Here is a 17355-nt window from a genome sequence, read left to right on the forward strand (position 1 = left end):
ATGGCGGCATATAGCCCTCCGTTGTCATGGTGGTATCTGAAAAAGCAGAAGCAGCGCCGCGACGCGCAGCAAACCCAGCCGCCACCGCCTCCTGCACCAGAGCCAGAAGGTGAGGAAGCATGACCCCCACTGATATCTGCAATCAGGCGCTCGATATTCTCAAAGAGGCTGAGATTACCAGCCTTGAGAATGATAATCGGCCAATTGTCCGCTGGATGAAGCGTAATTTCGATACATCCCGAGATAGCTTGTTATCTCGCTATGATTGGAATTTCGCGCTCCACCGCGTGTCACTGGCTGTGGATACAGTTGCACCTGCGTTCGGCTGGCGACACGCTTTTACAGTTCCGCACGACTGCCTGAGAGTGTTGCCGGTAACAGCTTGCGGAAAGTCAGAAGGCACACCGATCCGTCATGAGGTTGAAGGCTCTCGGATTCTCACAGATGCACAAGGACCGCTTAAGGTTCGCTATGTTCGACGTACTGAGGATTATGATCGGTATCCAGCTGCATTCGTTGAGGCGCTGGCAGCTTACATCGCGATGAAATGCGGCCACTGGGTCACAGGGAAAGTGTCCTATGTGCAAGTAGCCCAAGGCCTCTACCGTGAAGCGATTGATTCAGCATGGCGCATTGATGCGATAGAAGGCACCAGTCCGCGTGCCGCTGATGATGATTGGGTGGCGCAGCGCTAATGGCTTATTATTCACATACGGCTACATTTGATAAAGGCTGGACGAGCCCACTTTTAGGGTCTCGCTCTGACGTTGATTTCTGGCTATCGTCACTGTCGTACTGTGTGAATTTTAATGTACTGACACATGGCGGGCTTCGTCGCCGGTCTGGTACGGTATTTATTGCAGAAGTAGCAGACAGCAACCAGCTGACACGATTGCTACCATTCCGCTTTTCAGAAGAACAGGCATATGTCCTTGCACTAAACGGAAACGGGACGATGCGCTTCCTGTCTGAAAGAGCGCAGTTATATTCTGGCGCTTCTCCGTATTCCATTTCGCATCCTTATTCCGCTTCGAGCCTGCAAAGATTGAGCTACGATCAGTTCAATGATGCTGCATATTTTGCGCACAAAGATGTAAGCCCGAAAAAACTGCTCCGCGCCGGTGATGTTATTTGGTCAATGGAGGATGTCGTTTTCAATGACGGCCCTTACATGGACAAAGAAAATGTCTCTACAACTCTGCGCCCGGGAGGTGATGGTGGCGTAAATATTGTGGGACACAGTTCTAGCACCAATACAGGAACAGGATTTCAGCAGTTTGATCTGGCAAGTCCAGAAGCCGTTGATAACTACTGGGTAACAGGGGCAAACTCAGAATTCATGTATGACAGCCCGAATGGCTGGGAATTCCAAGGGTGGGACGGTACAGATTGGGTCGTGCTGCATGTCGTTGAAGGCGAAAGCGGCTGGTCACGGCGTGGACGACATTATTTTGAAACCGACAACAAGCGGGCATTTTCAAAGTATCGTTTCAATTGGATGGGGCCGCAGGGAAATGATTCAACTGAACTGCGTTGGGGTGACATTGGCCTTCATCGGCTGGCAACTGAACAGGTACCAACAACGCTAACTGCATCCTCAACAGCCGGCATCAATAACGGTAATGGATTCCATACCACAGATGTAGGGCGCACAATTCGGTATGTCGGGCCATCGGCACGGTGGCAGTGGGCAAAAATTACTGGCTATATTTCAGCGACGCAGGTTTTAGTCCAGCTGTATGGACATAAGCTGTTCAACACTGCCCCGATTGCATCATGGCGTATGGGATCATTTTCACCGTCCTCAGGCTGGCCAGCATGTGTCAGGCTGTTCAATGAGCGTTTGATGTGGGCGAGGACGAATAGTCAGCCGGTAACGGTCTTCGGCTCTAAACAAGGGGTCTTTGACGATTACGGATTGAGTGAGCCAAATGTAGAGACTGATGGGCTGGCCATAACTCTACTATCATCAAATCAGAATGAAATCCTATGGTTGGCTGACGACGAGGATTTGGTAACAGGCTCAGCAGGTCAAATTCGAACTGTTGGCCCCGCTGATCTGAATAAAACATTCTCGGCGGTGAATATATCTCAGCGCAAAGGCCCTACGAGCGGCGCAGCAGCTCTCAAGCCTCTGTCGATTGGTGGCGTTACAATTTATGCCGGCATAGGTGCGACGAAGATACGTGAACTCGTTCTGGGCGACCAAAACCGTTATGTCGCACCGGAATTATCTCTGCTTGGGGAGCATCTGTTTAAAAGCGGGATTATCGATTGGGGCTATTGTGAGCGCCCTGATCCGCAAATTTACTGCGCCATGGCAGACGGGTCTCTGGTTTCAGTCACTTATGACAGGGAGCAGAAGGTTGTCGGTTTTGCAAAACATGAAATCTCAGGCGGCGCCGTTGAAAGCTTGGCAATTATTCCGGGGGAAGAAGAGGGCTTTGACGATGTTTATCTCTGCGTCCGGCGGTCAATCAATGGGCAGCTAAAACGCTATATCGAAGTTCTTGAGCGACCATTTGATGGCGATATTGATACTGTCGAAAACGCATTTCATGTCGATTGCGGAGCCAAGTATAACGGCTCTGAGATCAGTACCATTACAGGTCTTGGGCACCTTGAAGGTGAAGTAGTTGCGGCTCTGGCTGATGGCAGTGTGGTCAACGATTTGCAGGTTTCAGGCGGGAACGTAACGCTTCCTTTTCCCGCTGCGAAAATTAGCATTGGCCTTAAATATAAAAGTCGAGCGATCACACAACCCGTAGCAGGCCCCCAACAAGATGGCACACTATTCGGACGTAACCGCACCATCATTGCGGCAAGCATTGATGTCTTGAACTCAGGCGCGGCAAAAGTCGGATCAGCTGGCGGTGAGAATTGGCAACCGATCTTACATGAGCAGCTGCTGAAAACAGGTGATAGCCTTTTCGGAAGCGCGATTGAACTTCGCACCGGATTCGTGCCTTGCGACCTATCAGGATCATGGATGGAGGGCGGCGGCAAGCTTGTCTTTGAAACAGATGAGCCATTGCCGTTGCTTGTCCGGTCACTGGTCTTGCAATTGGAGAGTACCCCTTAATGTGTTTTGACCCACTCTCAATGACGCTCATAGGTGCAGGTGTCTCGATGGCTGGACAGGTAGCCGGAGCCAGTGCGCAATCCGCCTCATATAAATCACAAGCAGCATATGCTGACCGTCAGGCGCAAATGGCAGCAGAGAAGGGAAACTATGATGCGAACCTTCAAAGCCGCTCCAGTGACCGGCAGCTCGCATCTATGCGGGGTCAGTATCTATCAAGCGGTATCGCGTTGTCTGGCTCTGCAATTGATGTGCTGCAGGACAGCGCAACTGAGGCGAGCCTAGATGAGCAGGCTATTCGCTACGGCGCTCAGGTACAAAGCGACAATTACCGGTTCCAGTCAGGACTTGCTCGGTCAAATGCAAAGAGTGCGATGACGGGGGGGTATATGGGGGCATTGGCCACAGGTGTGAATGCTTTCACAGGCATCAGCCAGACGAACCAGCAGCGCACAATGATTTCAAATCCTTATACTCAATATCAACGTGCTCGTAGTGGCGCGATCCAAGGTATGTTTTAATGGTTCAAATCCGTCCGATTGAAGCTGGCCATACCATTGATATTGGCGGCGTTCCTGACACACGCGTAGATAACAGCATTGGTCAGGGCTTGGCGCAGGTTGGTAACGCAATCAGCAATCATGCAGACATGCAGAACCAGATGGCTTTGCGTCGTCAGCAGATGGAGCAGCAGGTTGATGATTTTGCTACCAATCAAGCTTTTCAACGCTGGCAGGATGATAATGCATTAGATTTCGCCAAGCAGCAGGAAGGCATGGCCCCTTCAGGTAAAGGGTTCACTGATAATGTGTCGGGCATCTATACCAAGCGGTCAGAAGAATTTTTGAAATCTGTACCGGACAGCCTCAAACCCAAATTTGCTGAGCTGGTTTCCACTGCACGAAACCAATGGATCGACAAAGGAGCGGCTGCAGAAATCGATCAGCGAAATAACTGGTATCGCACAAGTATTACAGAGCGCCAGCAGACACTGCAAAATCAGGTTTTTAACGATCCGGCCATGTTTGATGCGGCAAAGCAGGACGCGCACCGCACTATCGATGCTTCTGGCTTGTCACCGACTGAAAAAGAAAAGCTTAAAAAACAGGCTGACGAAATGTTTTCGCTGACCATTGGTGAGCGGGAAGTGCGTGAAGCTCAAGCAAATCCTGCTTCAATTACTGGTGCAGCTGATCGGCTTGGGGTGCCTGCTGTTGGTGGCGATGCGATTGGTGTTGTGGTCGGGAAAATCATCGGTGTTGAAAGCGGTGGCAATGCCAAGGCAAAAAATCCGAACTCATCAGCAGCCGGTTTGGGGCAGTTCATTGATAGCACATGGCTCAATATGGTGCGTAAATACCGCCCAGATATTGCCGGCGGAAAATCTAATGCGGAACTCATTGCCCTAAAAACAAACCCGCAACTCTCCCGCGAGATGACAACAGCCTATACACGGGAAAACGCTCAATTTCTTGCAAACCAAGGCATTCAGCAAACCCCGGGGAATATTTACCTTGCCCATTTTCTGGGGCCACGCGGCGCTGCTCAAGTTCTTAAGGCTGATCCGAATGCTTCAATAGAAAGTATTGTTGGGCCAGCGGTTGTTCAGGCGAATGGTTTTCTCCGAGGTAAGTCTGCCGGTGATGTAGCCGCATGGTCAGCAGGTAAGATGGGAGGCAAAACCTCTTCGGCGGGGCAGACACCTGCTGATCCGCGCTTTGCTAATTTGTCGCTGTCTCAACGTCTATCGCTATATGATCAGATGAATGCCGCCGCACAGCGGGGGCAGACAGCTATCGATGCGCAGGCAACCGCCACCTACAATAGCGAGAAAGGTGCTTTGCAGCTTGGTATCCAGACGGGTGAAATTTCCAGCGCTCAGCAAATCTTATCGAGCCGGATGAATGATAGCGATAAAGCTACGCTTCTGTCGGCTTTGCGATCCCGTCAGGGCGATCAGGTTATGACAGCTCAGGCGATGGCTGACTTCCAGAATGGTGTGCTCAGCCTTGATCCGTACTCGTCGGATGGAAAGAAGAAGGTGGATGCAATTGGCGGGGTTATCAATCAGGCTGTTGCGCTGGAGAATAGACAGGCAGCGCTTGAATCATTGGTGGTTCAGTCTGGCACAGTGCCGCAATCAACGATGAACCAACTCCGCGCCGGAGCAGAAAGTCAGGTTCCTGATGAGGTCGAAACCGCTTTACAAGCAGCCTCACGATTTTCACAGATCAATCCGTCTGCACTTAGTCGCCGTGACGGCGGGAGTGCAGTTCAGAAGAAAGTTGATGACTTTGACTATTATGTAAATACGCTTAATCTGTCGTCGTCTGATGCAGCGCGGCGCATCGCTGAGCAGAATGATCCGAATAAAATTCGTGAGCGTAAAGCATTAGAGCCAGCTGCCAAAGAGTTCAGGAAGCAGATCGAGAACACGGATATTGGCGCAATTTTCGATGATAGCTGGTTGCCTTTCAATGACCCGAAATTAGGTTTCAACGAGCAGCAAGCTGCGGGGATTGCGGCTGATTATCTAGCGATTGCAGAAGAGCAGTTTTACGCATCTGGCGGCAATCCGGAACTTGCAAAGAACCGCGCCGATGCTGAAATGAAGCGGTTGTACGGGACAACAGAAATCACTGGCACGAAGTCCGTGATGAAATACCCGCCGGAAAAATTCTGGCCAGCAAAGCCAAATGACGGCGACCCGTATGGATATGTTAAAGATCAGCTTATCAATGATCTGGCGCAGGCATTTCCGAATGATCAATTGCTCAATCCAACAAAGGGGAATGATGGCTATCGCGGATTAGTTGAAGGGCGCGAAGTTTTTATCCGGAATGAAGACGGACTGACGGAATATCGCACAATGACACGCGATAGCATCATGAGCCGTATTGTACTGGTATCAACACCTGAAACCGGCTCAGAAGTGAAGTCCCATCAATTGCCCGGCTACACCGTTCTTTACAAGGATGAGCAGGGGAATTTGCAAACCCTTTATGGCAAACAATGGCGACCAGACTTGTCTGTTGTGTCAGCTGCAGCACGAAAACAACAAGATAAGCGACTTGAAACAGCTACGCGAAATCAAGTTAGTGGCCTCGGAATGGCTGAGTATATGAACGGCGGCGATATCCCAATGGGGGCAAGTTCTGCATGGGATAATCCGGAGGCACAGCAAGTTTTACCTCAGCCAACAGTTCCTAATATTCCTGTGCCGGCAAGCCAAACGCCGACTGTGAAATCCGGTCTTAATCAGCAGCGCACTCAACTATTCCAAAACGCCAAAGATAGCGGCTTACTGAATGCAGGTGGTAATTGATGCCTTTTTATGAACCTGCAGTTCGTGTGCAAAACCTGACAAATGTTGCGCCTGCTGATGTAGCGCAAGACCCGACCATGGGCGAGACAATGGCAGCAGCCTTTCGTTCGGATAATATGGTCACATCTTATATCACTTCGCGAGGCATGTCAGACCCTTACGAAATCGAACAAGGCTTCAATGCCATCGATTATGTCAAGGATGATCCGGATTTTGCACCATATGTGGAACGCTTCTCAGGCGTGTTTAATCAGAGAGCGGCGGATGCGTTGAAAATCCAAATTCAACGTGAAGTCTCGGATCGCAGAACTCTGGATGCTGCTGGCATCCACGGTACAATTGCTTCACTAGCTGCTGGCGTGTTTGACCTTCCAACGCTTTTACCTATTGGCGGTGGCGTGCTTGGTGCAGCAAAGAGCGCGGCCGGAACTGCGGCAGGGGCAGCAATTGGTGCTGGTATTGACGCCACTGTGTCCGAAGCTGGTTTGCAGCTGACACAGCAGACACGCACTGGCGAAGAAAGCGTCTTTAATATTGGTGGTTCAGTTCTGCTGGGTGGAGTGCTTGGAACGCTGGCAGGCCGGTATCTATCATCCACTGAGCTGTCTGGGCTTAGTCGTAAGATCGAACAGCAGAATAAAGCTTTTGAAGAAGCTGACATGGCGGCGTTCGGCGGTGGCAGCGCACAATCAGCTGGCGCTGCGGCCGTAAACAAAGGCCCGACTGAAATTAAAGATGAAGCACTGATCAAGAAGTTTTGGGGTGTTCGCTCTCAAGACCCTCTTATCCGTTCGCAGCTTTCAGATTTTGATGAGGCGAGATCGACTGCACGACAGCTGGCTGAAACCCCGCTGGAATACAAAGCCAATGCTGAAGGTGTTGCGACAGAAATCGGGGGCTCTGTAGAAACTCGAATGAAGATGTGGCAGGCACCGCTGGCGGATACTCTGCAACAGATCGATACAGCATACGCAAAATATTTTCACAATGCGCCAGATCCGACCGGATGGCAGCGCCGCCTTGCTCCAATACGCTCTGAAATGCAGCGCATAACCGGCGGTGATAAGATGACCTTCAAGCAGTTTAAAGAGGAAGTGGGGCGGGCGGCGTTTAGCGGCGACGCGCATGCCGTTCCTGAAATTGCGGAAGCGGCAAAAATCTACCGGCAGATTGACGATGCAATGAAGCGAGCCGCCATTGAAGCCCGCTTGCTGCCCGAAGATATTGCCGCTGCAGGCGATGTATCGCACCTGTTTCGTATGTATAACAAAGATAAAATTGCTGCGTACAGAACTGATTTTGCGCGTATCCTGAATGATTATTTTGTGTCGAAACGAGATGCTGCAGCGCGGATCAGTGACGCTGAAAACGTCGCGAGGCAAGCTAATGTAAAGGCTGATGCAGCTGCCAAGAAGGCGGATGAATTCTCACGCCTGTCGGATGATGAGATCACAGATATCGTTGACCAGACCATAGATACAATTCTGGGTAACGCTGATGGTCGCATCCCATATGACAGCATTGTCTCGGGGCCACGTGGCCCATTGAAAGAGCGTCTTCTGCGCATTGAAAGCACGAAGATACAGGAGTTCCTCAATACCGATATTGAAGAGGTGCTCCACGCTCAGGTGCGCACTATGTCTGCGGATATTGAACTGACCAATAAGTTCGGTTCACCGGACATGGCAGAGCAAATCCGCAAGATCAACGATGAAGCCAATCGTAAGATTGCTGCCGTGGATGGTATGCTTGATAAAGAGGGAAAGGCAGCTACTCCCGAGGTGAAGGCTAAAGAACGCGCGCGTCTCGAAAAAGCCCGCAAGAGTGCAGTGCGTGATATTGAAGGCATGCGCGACCGTATCCGTGGCCAGTATGCCTTACCATCAAATCCAGATGGTATTGTGCTTCGCGCCGGTCGTGTGGCACGTAACCTTAATTACTTGCGCTTGCTGGGAGGCATGACCCTCTCAGCTTTCCCCGATATGGCTGGCATTGTTTTTAAGCATGGCCTGACCTCGACTTTCCGTGATGGTTTCTTGCCTCTTGTATCGAATATTAAAGCTGTTCGTCTGGCAGGCAAAGAGGTCAAGGCAGCTGGTACTGCTCTCGATATGATCCTTGATAGCCGTGCAATGTCGTTGGCCGAAATTGGCGACGACTTCGGGCGTGGCAGCAAGTTTGAACGCGCCGTTAAATCTGCCGGTACTCGCTTCGGCGTTGTATCGCTCATGGCTCCATGGAACGCCGTGATGAAACAGTTCAGTGGTATGATCGTTATGACCAATATGCTTCATGCAACCGAAGCTATTGCCAAAGGTGCAGCCACAGCAAAGCAGATCAGGAAACTTGGCGCTGCTGGCATCAATGCCGATCTTGCTGAGCGAATTCATAAACAATTCAAGAAGTACGGCGAAACACACGACGGCGTGCTGCTGGCAAAAGCGGGAGATTGGGATGATCGTCTGGCGCGAGAAGCCTTTCGAACGGCCGTAGTGCGAGATGTTGATCGGATCATTGTAACGCCCGGGCAAGATAAACCGCTCTGGATGAGTACAGAACTAGGTAAGACAATTGGCCAGTTTAAAAGCTTCAACGTGTCTGCCATGCAGAAAATTACCCTCTCAGCAATCCAGCAACGTGATGCGGATACATTGGCCGGCATTGTTACTGCCCTCTCACTCGGCGCGATGACCTATATGGCCAAGCAGCTGACAGCAGAACGAGAGCTTTCAGACGATGCGATGGTTTGGGCAACCAACGCATTTGACTGGTCTGGTCTGAGCGGCTGGATGATGGATATAAATAATATTGCTGAGAAGGCTAGCCGTGGCCGTGTTGGGCTATCTGGTATCACCGGCGAACAAATGAGCCGCTATCAGTCACGTAATGTGGTTGGCGCATTCCTCGGTCCGACACCGGATGCAGTCTCTGATATATTCCAAGTGTCGGGCTCCATCTTTGCTGGCGACACATCAAAAGCCGATCTGCATAAAATCAGAGGGCTATTGCCGTTTCAGAACCTGTTCTATGTTCGGGGTCTTCTGAATAAAGTCGAGAATGAAGCAGGTGATGCGATGAATCTGCCAGAGACAAGGAAAAAGTGATTGTTTTTGCTAACCCTTCTCGCCGTCCTCGCATTTTTTCCTATGATCTTTGCAGGGTTGATGACCATTTCAGCCGTCCGCAAAAAGGAATATGACTTCGCCATAAAATCAGGCGCTATCTTTATTGTATGTCTTCTGATTGTCGTTATGGCACCCAAGGGTAAACCGCATATGTCAGATGGTTGTCGATCATACGGACGCTTTGCGTCCGATTGTTAAATTCTTTTCGCATTCTGAATATTTTGCCTCGCTCATGCGGGGCTTTTTTTATGGAGCTTTCCATGACTGTACCCGTGCCAGACCAGCTAGAGTTCATTTCAGATGCAGATGGGGCGCTTAAGGATTTTCCATATCCGAGGCGCTTTTTGCAGGCTGATGAAGTTGTGGTGACATTGCGCGATGCCGACGGCCTTGAGATACCTCAATATCTCAACCAGCATTACTCTATCGTTGGAAGTTCATGGCCGAGTGGCGGCACTGTGTCTTTCTACAACGCGCCCGCTGCCGGTCTAAAAGTCGTCCGCACCCGTATGACGCAGGCCAAGCAATCCGTTGATTTGGAGAACAAACAGAGGAATGATGCGAAGGCGGTTGAGCTTCAGCTTGATCGCCTGACAATGGCGATACAAGATCGGGACAGTCGAATTTCTTTGATTGGCGATGGCCTTGTCAGGGAACGACTAGAGCGCATTGCTGCTGATTTATTAGAGAGGGCGCAACGTATCGCTGCGGATGCGTTGGAGCGCGCAGAACGTATCGCCGGAGATCGGCAGCTCCAATCGCAGATTGACGCTATTTTCCGTCAGCTTAGTCAATTTGATGTCATGGTTGCACGTGCTGAGGCTGCGGCCAATTCGTCAGAAGCAGCTGCGCAGACAGCTCAAGACCTTGTGGAGGCTGCCGTGTCTGGGTCTATCGGGTTTCAGCCGGGGCTGGCTTATGACTTTGGATGGACTTCAGACACCAGCACATATTTTGACAGGGATTTCGGAGGTATCTCATGACAGGGGAAGAGGACATCGATGCCGGAGAAATAGCTTCAGATTCGGAGAGTTATGATTTTGGGTCTGTCTCAACGCCAATGGAATATTTCGACAATGATTTTGGAGAACTGGAATAATGGCAAAAGCAACTGTTTTACGTTTACGCAGAGGGACAACCCCCGATCATTCCGCATTCACAGGTGCCGTGAGTGAAGTCACACACAACACTGATACCGGACGTTTGCATGTGCACGATGGCACAACTGTGGGCGGCATTCCATTAGCCAGATTGGATGAATTACCCGAAGGTGACGGCAACGGGACCGTGACGTCTGTTGATCTGTCGGCACCGGAAGGTTTCGAAGTTTCTAGCCAGCCAGTTACTGGCTCGGGAACTCTGACCTTCATATTTGCAAACGGTTATCAGGCGTTTACGACTGCGGAGTCTGAACGCCTTGAGTTGCTTGATCCCACCAAGGTTATGCAGCTGGAAACGACCATCGATTACGGAACGCTGACAGACGTCTAATTTCGTCAATTCAACTGATCATTGTTCACCGCCCATGAGGCGGTTTTTTATTGCCCGAAAGGAACTCACATGAGCACCGAAGTACGCTGGCGCCGAGGAACTGATGCACAGCACACGGCATTCATTGGCGCAATGAGTGAAATTACACACGACACAACGAATAATAACCTCCGTGTGCATGACGGCACGACCGAAGGCGGGCATGCTACACTGATGGCGCGCGAAAAGGGAGCCGCAGGAGGCGTTGCTACGCTTGATGAAACTGGCAACATTCCAATTGGACAACTCAGTAATATTCCGGAAAGCTTCAATCAAATTTTTGATAATTTAGCAGATGCTCAGGCGGCGATAGTACCGAATTCAGTCGCCATTATTGAGACCGTCAATGACGTTGGTTCAGATAGGCGTGGCGGGAAGTATGAGCGCGTCCACGCCGAGCCAACTGGTAAGAAGCTTCAAACCGCTGACGGAGCTTGGTGGTCCTTTATGGGCTTTCTGCGCCCCGGAACGGGAGCCGTTGCCCGCCCATATGTTCAGAAAATTGCAGAAGTTTTCACGCCACAAGACTATGGCGCTCTTGGTGATGGTACCGCATCGGATAATAAGCTTGCTGATGCCGTTGCTGCTGCTGTAGCAGAGAGCAAAACTCTTATCATCCCTGGTGATGTTCCTGCTGGTTATTACTCAATATCATCGCCCCTTATTGTGGATATGTCCTCCAGCATATCTATGACCGAGCGAAAACGACCCGCTATTCGCGGAGAAAGCGCAGGGAATACGATTATTCGTTATAGTGGTTCCGGTGCTTGTTTGAGATTAGAGGGGGCAAGCGTACAGGGGGAGGGGCATCACAGCCTTGTCAATGTTTCTGATATAACCATGATTGGCCCCGGATATACATCGTCAGGTGTTTACGGCGTCGAGGCTATCCATCAAGCATACTTACGATTTGATCGTGTAACGGTCGATGGCTTCGATATTGGTCTGAATGCGAAAGATTTGGAGTTTTCTAAGTTCAATGCCTGTAATTTTCGATGGAATAAGCGTGGAGTATTTCTTGACTCGTCTGGAAGTGACCCAAATAGCAGCCATCCTAACGGAAATACATTCAGAGACTGCGAAATTAGTTTAAACTCTCAATACGGTTTATATGCAATTGGAGGTACTCAAGTCGGAATAATCGATAGCCATATCCAATACAACGGAATTCCCGGAGGTTTTGCTCCCGGAGACGTTAGTGCGTGGGGAGTGCGTGTCCAGAACGCAGGCTTCCAAGGTGGTGTAGGTCTAAATATGTCTGGTTGTTATGTTGAGCATAACACAGGATTGGCTGACATCTGGTTGAACAGCGACGGATTTGCTGGTGGGCCTCTTATCAATCCTGTAGTCCACAATATTATATCGACTTCTTTTTCTCGTGTTACACAGACAGGCTCCCTGCCTGATGCCCCAGCGCCGTACAATATCTATGGTTCGTTTGCCGACGCATCTGCTGGAATTAGTAAGCTGAATGTTATTGGTTGCGCTTTCAAATACTACAATGATTACGTCCCTAACGCAGCTAACAAGGTTATCTATTTTGATCCGGCCGCCGCGGCTATGGACCCCGACCATCTTTACGAAGCTGGCAATCTATACATGTCTTCACTTGAAAAGCCCGACTTCATAGGCAACCAATCGGAAAGTCTTATTACGACGTCAAAGACGCTGCCTGCGACGGGATGGCCCGGACAGATAATTATAAATTCTGCCAACGGGTACCCATACATCTGGACAAGCACAGGTTCAGGTTACTCTTGGCGAATGATGAATTTATCGGCATGAGTAGGTATGACCTCATATTAGCGGCATATCGTTCTGATCAGATTTCAGAAGCGCAATGGCAGAGGCACCTCAGTGATGAGGTCTTTCGACAGTGGCTTGCATCTCATCAAAATGATCGTCCACTTCAAATCAATCTTAATCCTAAGCACTTTTGATTTGACGGGGACGTATGTAGAAGAGCCGACTTAAAGGCTTTTCTACATATTCATAGCTTACTTTGCTAATTGAGAATGTCAAAAATACACTCAACACTATGTAAACGATGGTTACAAACGTGTTGCCACCTGTATTCCAGCTTCCCAAGATCATTAGAGAGAGCAAAAGGGCAATTGGGTGCCACATATATATTGAATATGAAATGTCACCCATTCTCGAAAATGCTGTTTTCTTAAGTGTGTGAGTGGCTTCATAAGAAATCATTGCCGCTATAAAAATGGCAGATGGTATGCCCCAGAAAATAACTCGCAACGTTGCGTCGAAGGCAATGGCATTACCTCCAAAATAGAGGCTTGAGCAAAGTGCGGCTACGGCAGCAGCGCAAATCCATGCCATCGGCCTTTTTAGAGTGCGTAGAGAAACAAACATTCCAATCAAGATCCCCATCGAGAACTCAAGCGAAAGGGGATCGAATATTTGCCACTGCGGTAGCAGTGCAGCCTTGGCACCGGCGACGAAAAACACCTGCAAAAGCGCCCACGCTATGAATGCTTTCCGTTTGTGGCGTCCAAACAACAAAAGGATTGTTGCTACAATATAAAACTGTATTTCATAAACCAGTGTCCACGCAACCGGGTGAGCTTCTGGCTTTGAGAGCAGAAAAATAGAAGACGGGTTATTCAACAGTGTGGTGACAGAATTATCAGAACCGGGTGTTGCTGGGAGAATTAGACACGCAACAAGCGTCATCCAAAATAGCGGATAAACTCGCACCATCCTTCGCACTAAGAAGTCTGTAGCGTTAAATGCCGTATTTGCATTTGTTGTGTCGGTTTCTATTCTAGACACTACAACGCAGATAACCACACCACTCAATACGAAGAAAACATCTACTCCAATATGTCCGAAGAGATGAGTGAACTCTGCTACGTTTGCAGCCCACTTTGATCCAGTTACGGCACCGGCCATATTAAACAGATGCATTACAAACACGAGAAGCGCAGCGATGCCACGAGCTATCTGCAAACTAATTAAGCGATTGTCCGCCATAATCCCCCGCGGCTTTATCGGCACTATTCATTCGGAATACTACTGATTAACACAGACTATAATGTTTTGCACGTGTGATTATAGACCAAACTTGCATAGCAAGCACATTCGATTAGGGTCTTTCACCGACCCTGATGTCGCCATTCTCGCAATGGGCGATGAGGCTGTAATCGAATGGCAGGACGCTTCTGAATACCGGCGTTTGCATCCGCTTCTCAATCAAGTGGCCACTCATCTGTCTCTTACTCAGGAGCAGATCGATGCAATGTGGCAGCAAGCCTTAACTGTCTGACTATTGCTCTTTCATTAATAATTTTATCAGCCTTTGAAGAGGTATTTATTGCAGTGAGTAAGCCCGAGCACGATACGCCTCAGACTTACTCACAAAATTTAGTTAAGCAGACAACTGCCCACTATTTGATGATTTTTCAATTGCCCAAGGTATGGGGGCGGTAGGAGTATCAAGAATACCACGCTTGCGGGCAAAACCTTTAATCGCATTTTGCGCCGCAATCACTGGCTTTATACCATCATGTGCGTCGCAGCATGCCTTCCAAGCGGTGTCATATATCAAATCGCGATCATTCTCTGGCCATTCATGTAGGAACATAAGTGCATCGTGAACACTGGCAATCTCTAACGTTAAATAACGTCCATTTTTAACGTAAACGGGTTTGTCAAACAAACGGTCGCTCACAAAAACCTCCTTAATACGAACGATGTGTTGGTGTGACGCGCTCGATTTAGTGAGTGGATTTTTCATCTCAAGGGTATTTTTAGAAAGGAACGCTATGCGTGAGACCTTAACGACCGCGCTTGACCTGATGTTTGGTCATGAGGGCGGCTATGTGAATAATCCGAAAGACCCGGGAGGTGCTACGAAATACGGCATTACACATAGGACATTAGCCGCACACCGTGGTGTTGCCAGCGTTACACCGGCACAGGTCAAAGCGCTCACCAAGGAAGAAGCTGCAAAGATTTATCGGCGCTCATATTGGGTGCAATCCGGCGGCGATCTGCTTCCGGTTGGCATTGACTTCATGGCTTTTGATTATGGGGTGAATAGCGGACCCGCTCAGGCGGTTAAATCACTGCAGCGTGTGGTTGGTGTGACTGCGGACGGCATTGTTGGCGGTCAGACTGTCGCGTCCGTGAAGTCTTATAAAGGCGATCTTATTGCGGCATATGCTGCTGAACGCCTCCGGTTCATGAAAACCCTGAAAACATGGCCGACATTCGGGCGGGGTTGGCAAAAGCGGGTGATCAGTGTGGAGGCGCAATCACGTCAGCTCATACGGGGATTCCAAGTAAATACCGATGTGAATACTTCCTCGGCTAAGGCCAACCCCAAAGATCAATCTCTCATGGAAACATTTAAAAAGCCAGAGGCATGGGCATCAATTGGTGGTCTTTTATCCGGTCTTGGCGGTATGGCTTCCGGCTCGGGTCCGATCCAGTGGGCGCTTGCTATCATCATGGTCGGGGCATTTGCCACCGGTGCATATTTCCTCATCAAGCGCTTGCAGGATCAGGCGGCATGAAGATCAACTTTCAACACATCACTGGTGCGGTTATCGGAGGGGCAGTTTCAGGCCTCTTTTTTTATGCGCTTGGGAAATATGACGGCAAGCAGGATGCAGCATTGAAAGCCGCTCAGGCCGTGACGCAGGCAATCCAGAACAGGGCAGGGATTAATGAGACAATCAACAATATGGACAGCGTTGCTCTGTGTGTTGAGCTTGGCGGGGTGCGCGACCAGTGCGAACAATTGCGCAGGCTGGCAGAAAATCAGCCTTAAACCGGAAACGGCGGTCTATCTGGCTGGCAATGACCAGAGCGCAGGCAAGGGCGTTGCTGGTCATAATGCATACGGGAAAAAGGCGGGGTGCTGGTGATGTCGCCAACAGAGAATGATTTCGATCTTCGTTCCCGCGTTGTAAATCTTGAGCAGCAGCTGACCGGTATTCTCCCGCGCCTTGTGGTTCTGGAGAAGTTTCAGGTTCAGTCTGAAATCGCAGATGCACGCAAAGATGAGCAGTGGAAGCACATGGACAACCGGTTCAACGATCTTGAGAAGAAAATATCCGGTGTAAGTGATACTCTGGCTAAGGTCGTTTGGCTTATAATAAGCGCTCTGATCCTTGGGGTTGTCAGCTTCATGATAAAGGGTGGTTTTAATGTGGCTTAATGTTGCTCTTTGGTTTTGATTTCTTTGTTTTTGAAGGCGGTGTGATCGCTGCTTGAGCAAGTCTTTGTGCTTTTAATCGCGCGGTCTTCTCATCACGAAGTTTCACATTTTCTTCGATTTCATCGGAGATACGTGCATGAACACTGCTTTGAAGCTGCGTTTTCTCAAAGGCAATTTCTGCATTTTGACGTAATAAGCTATGCATTGATTTCATCTGGTAGCCAATCTTGATGTGAGAAATAAAAAAGGCCAGACAAAAATGCCTGACCTCTCATTATGTGTATTCTCTCCAGTGCCAGTACATCCGTGGTCAAAGGAGTGAGTTACACCAAGTTATGCTGCTTGCAGATTGCAAGCTGACATTTTGCCCGACTTATTATCACGCTCAAGGTCGTAACCGAGCTTCTGGCCTTCAACGATTTCACGCATTCCAGCGCGTTCAACGGCTGAAATGTGAACAAATACGTCTGCATTGCCGTTGTCAGGCTGAATGAAGCCGAATCCTTTAGTGGAATTAAACCATTTAACTGTGCCGGTGGTCATAATGAACCCTTTCATAGCAACATAAGGTGCTCATAACGCAGGATAGCGTTACGAGTATGATGGCGATTTTTGAGATGAAAGGTTCGTTAAGGGCGCAGATGCTGCGCAAAAAGCAAAGCTAAACAAGTAAAATATCGATAACACCAATATGGACTATTAATATTTTTTGTCAATCATTAGTTTTTAATTTTATTTATATCAATTTTAAGTTGTAGTTGAAATTAAGCAGTACGACCCAATATGAGTTGGTCAATCCCTCATGTTGGAGAATTGTAACAGCAGTCTATAGAGCTTTAGTATATGTATGTCACTTAACTGTTTTATTGCCGTCCTCTTTGTGTTCAAAGCAGAACCATTCAACTCCATAGCGACCGTTAAAGCCAAAGCTCCCCCACTTTTTGCAGCCTTCATGCATGCACCAGTGGATATAGAGTGCCTCCTGTTTGGCCGGTTTGTTTTCCCATGGCGGGGTATTATCACTCATTGTGCCGAGTCCTCATTCAAAATAGCCTCCTCATACCGTCATCCTCCTGATAAATAAAATACGATCCTTGCAGATCGACCTGAC

The 17355-nt window shown here is 49.2% G+C and carries 17 protein-coding genes; 12 read left to right on the top strand and 5 right to left on the bottom strand.

Annotation, left to right across the window (positions count from 1 at the left end):
• From HBA93_RS24105 to HBA93_RS03725, 9 genes are all read left to right on the top strand, one after another.
• Window positions 1-123: a hypothetical protein gene (locus HBA93_RS24105; RefSeq protein WP_286201729.1), complete on the top strand. Its 123-nt coding sequence runs from the start codon at window positions 1-3 to the stop codon at window positions 121-123.
• On the top strand, window positions 120-695 hold the full coding sequence (locus tag HBA93_RS03690; protein ID WP_221722371.1) for a phage connector family protein: 576 nt from the start codon (window positions 120-122) through the stop codon (window positions 693-695). Before HBA93_RS24105 ends, HBA93_RS03690 begins: the two co-directional genes overlap by 4 nt.
• Entirely contained in the window at window positions 695-3082 is a 2388-nt protein-coding gene (locus HBA93_RS03695) for a phage tail protein (RefSeq protein WP_221722372.1), read from the top strand. Before HBA93_RS03690 ends, HBA93_RS03695 begins: the two co-directional genes overlap by 1 nt.
• A 47-nt stretch (window positions 3083-3129) precedes the next feature.
• Window positions 3130-3603: a hypothetical protein gene (locus HBA93_RS03700; RefSeq protein ID WP_221722373.1), complete on the top strand. Its 474-nt coding sequence runs from the start codon at window positions 3130-3132 to the stop codon at window positions 3601-3603.
• Window positions 3603-6407 carry a lytic transglycosylase domain-containing protein gene (locus HBA93_RS03705; RefSeq protein WP_221722374.1) on the top strand — a complete coding sequence of 935 codons (2805 nt, stop codon included), beginning with the start codon at window positions 3603-3605 and terminating at the stop codon, window positions 6405-6407. Before HBA93_RS03700 ends, HBA93_RS03705 begins: the two co-directional genes overlap by 1 nt.
• Before the next feature lie 77 nt (window positions 6408-6484).
• Window positions 6485-9511, top strand: a complete 3027-nt coding sequence (locus HBA93_RS24110) for a hypothetical protein (RefSeq protein ID WP_286201730.1) — start codon at window positions 6485-6487, stop codon at window positions 9509-9511.
• A 281-nt stretch (window positions 9512-9792) separates the two neighbouring features.
• Entirely contained in the window at window positions 9793-10515 is a 723-nt protein-coding gene (locus HBA93_RS03715; RefSeq protein WP_221722375.1) for a hypothetical protein, read from the top strand.
• 115 nt (window positions 10516-10630) lie between these two features.
• A complete protein-coding gene (locus tag HBA93_RS03720) occupies window positions 10631-11023 on the top strand; it encodes a hyaluronate lyase N-terminal domain-containing protein (RefSeq protein WP_221722376.1) in 393 nt (130 codons plus the stop codon).
• A 69-nt stretch (window positions 11024-11092) separates the two neighbouring features.
• Window positions 11093-12847, top strand: a complete 1755-nt coding sequence (locus HBA93_RS03725) for a hyaluronate lyase N-terminal domain-containing protein (RefSeq protein ID WP_221722377.1) — start codon at window positions 11093-11095, stop codon at window positions 12845-12847.
• Between the two features lie 141 nt (window positions 12848-12988).
• Here HBA93_RS03725 and HBA93_RS03730 read toward each other — a convergent pair whose 3' ends face one another.
• Both HBA93_RS03730 and HBA93_RS03735 read right to left on the bottom strand, forming a co-directional pair.
• The gene (locus tag HBA93_RS03730; protein WP_221722378.1) at window positions 12989-14053 is read right to left on the bottom strand and encodes an acyltransferase family protein; all 1065 of its coding nucleotides are present in this window, start codon (window positions 14051-14053) and stop codon (window positions 12989-12991) included.
• Between the two features lie 394 nt (window positions 14054-14447).
• On the bottom strand, window positions 14448-14750 hold the full coding sequence (locus HBA93_RS03735) for a DUF982 domain-containing protein (protein WP_075657625.1): 303 nt from the start codon (window positions 14748-14750) through the stop codon (window positions 14448-14450).
• A gap of 94 nt (window positions 14751-14844) precedes the next feature.
• Between HBA93_RS03735 and HBA93_RS03740 the strand changes: the two genes are divergently transcribed.
• From HBA93_RS03740 to HBA93_RS03750, 3 genes are all read left to right on the top strand, one after another.
• The gene (locus HBA93_RS03740; protein ID WP_286201732.1) at window positions 14845-15597 is read left to right on the top strand and encodes a glycoside hydrolase family 108 protein; all 753 of its coding nucleotides are present in this window, start codon (window positions 14845-14847) and stop codon (window positions 15595-15597) included.
• Window positions 15594-15854 (top strand): hypothetical protein, encoded by a 261-nt coding sequence (locus tag HBA93_RS03745; protein WP_221722379.1) that lies wholly within the window; start codon window positions 15594-15596, stop codon window positions 15852-15854. Before HBA93_RS03740 ends, HBA93_RS03745 begins: the two co-directional genes overlap by 4 nt.
• 96 nt (window positions 15855-15950) lie before the next feature.
• Window positions 15951-16244, top strand: coding sequence for a hypothetical protein (locus tag HBA93_RS03750; protein ID WP_116089428.1), 294 nt, complete (start codon window positions 15951-15953; stop codon window positions 16242-16244).
• Here the strand turns inward: HBA93_RS03750 and HBA93_RS03755 are convergent.
• From HBA93_RS03755 to HBA93_RS03765, 3 genes are all read right to left on the bottom strand, one after another.
• Window positions 16231-16458, bottom strand: a complete 228-nt coding sequence (locus HBA93_RS03755; RefSeq protein ID WP_116089427.1) for a hypothetical protein — start codon at window positions 16456-16458, stop codon at window positions 16231-16233. The two genes, HBA93_RS03750 and HBA93_RS03755, sit on opposite strands and share 14 nt — an antisense overlap.
• A gap of 119 nt (window positions 16459-16577) precedes the next feature.
• Entirely contained in the window at window positions 16578-16787 is a 210-nt protein-coding gene (locus HBA93_RS03760; protein ID WP_028233511.1) for a cold-shock protein, read from the bottom strand.
• Window positions 16788-17094: 307 nt separating this feature from the next.
• The gene (locus HBA93_RS03765; RefSeq protein WP_022710448.1) at window positions 17095-17271 is read right to left on the bottom strand and encodes an EsV-1-7 cysteine-rich motif-containing protein; all 177 of its coding nucleotides are present in this window, start codon (window positions 17269-17271) and stop codon (window positions 17095-17097) included.
• Window positions 17272-17355: the final 84 nt, after the last annotated feature.

The sequence above is a fragment of the Ochrobactrum sp. SFR4 genome (genome assembly GCF_019730395.1).
In the GTDB taxonomy this organism is placed as follows: Bacteria; Pseudomonadota; Alphaproteobacteria; order Rhizobiales; family Rhizobiaceae; genus Pseudochrobactrum.

Excerpts from the sequence above, each read along its gene's own strand:
- HBA93_RS03745 (WP_221722379.1), top strand. The coding sequence starts at position 15,594 with ATGAAGATCAACTTTCAACACATCACTGGTGCGGTTATCGGAGGGGCA.
- HBA93_RS03740 (WP_286201732.1), top strand. The coding sequence starts at position 14,845 with ATGCGTGAGACCTTAACGACCGCGCTTGACCTGATGTTTGGTCATGAG.
- HBA93_RS24105 (WP_286201729.1), top strand. The coding sequence starts at position 1 with ATGGCGGCATATAGCCCTCCGTTGTCATGGTGGTATCTGAAAAAGCAG.
- HBA93_RS03730 (WP_221722378.1), bottom strand. The coding sequence starts at position 14,053 with ATGGCGGACAATCGCTTAATTAGTTTGCAGATAGCTCGTGGCATCGCT.
- HBA93_RS03750 (WP_116089428.1), top strand. The coding sequence starts at position 15,951 with ATGTCGCCAACAGAGAATGATTTCGATCTTCGTTCCCGCGTTGTAAAT.
- HBA93_RS03755 (WP_116089427.1), bottom strand. The coding sequence starts at position 16,458 with ATGAAATCAATGCATAGCTTATTACGTCAAAATGCAGAAATTGCCTTT.
- HBA93_RS24110 (WP_286201730.1), top strand. The coding sequence starts at position 6,485 with ATGGGCGAGACAATGGCAGCAGCCTTTCGTTCGGATAATATGGTCACA.
- HBA93_RS03765 (WP_022710448.1), bottom strand. The coding sequence starts at position 17,271 with ATGAGTGATAATACCCCGCCATGGGAAAACAAACCGGCCAAACAGGAG.
- HBA93_RS03705 (WP_221722374.1), top strand. The coding sequence starts at position 3,603 with ATGGTTCAAATCCGTCCGATTGAAGCTGGCCATACCATTGATATTGGC.
- HBA93_RS03760 (WP_028233511.1), bottom strand. The coding sequence starts at position 16,787 with ATGACCACCGGCACAGTTAAATGGTTTAATTCCACTAAAGGATTCGGC.
- HBA93_RS03715 (WP_221722375.1), top strand. The coding sequence starts at position 9,793 with ATGACTGTACCCGTGCCAGACCAGCTAGAGTTCATTTCAGATGCAGAT.
- HBA93_RS03695 (WP_221722372.1), top strand. The coding sequence starts at position 695 with ATGGCTTATTATTCACATACGGCTACATTTGATAAAGGCTGGACGAGC.
- HBA93_RS03720 (WP_221722376.1), top strand. The coding sequence starts at position 10,631 with ATGGCAAAAGCAACTGTTTTACGTTTACGCAGAGGGACAACCCCCGAT.
- HBA93_RS03690 (WP_221722371.1), top strand. The coding sequence starts at position 120 with ATGACCCCCACTGATATCTGCAATCAGGCGCTCGATATTCTCAAAGAG.
- HBA93_RS03700 (WP_221722373.1), top strand. The coding sequence starts at position 3,130 with ATGGCTGGACAGGTAGCCGGAGCCAGTGCGCAATCCGCCTCATATAAA.
- HBA93_RS03725 (WP_221722377.1), top strand. The coding sequence starts at position 11,093 with ATGAGCACCGAAGTACGCTGGCGCCGAGGAACTGATGCACAGCACACG.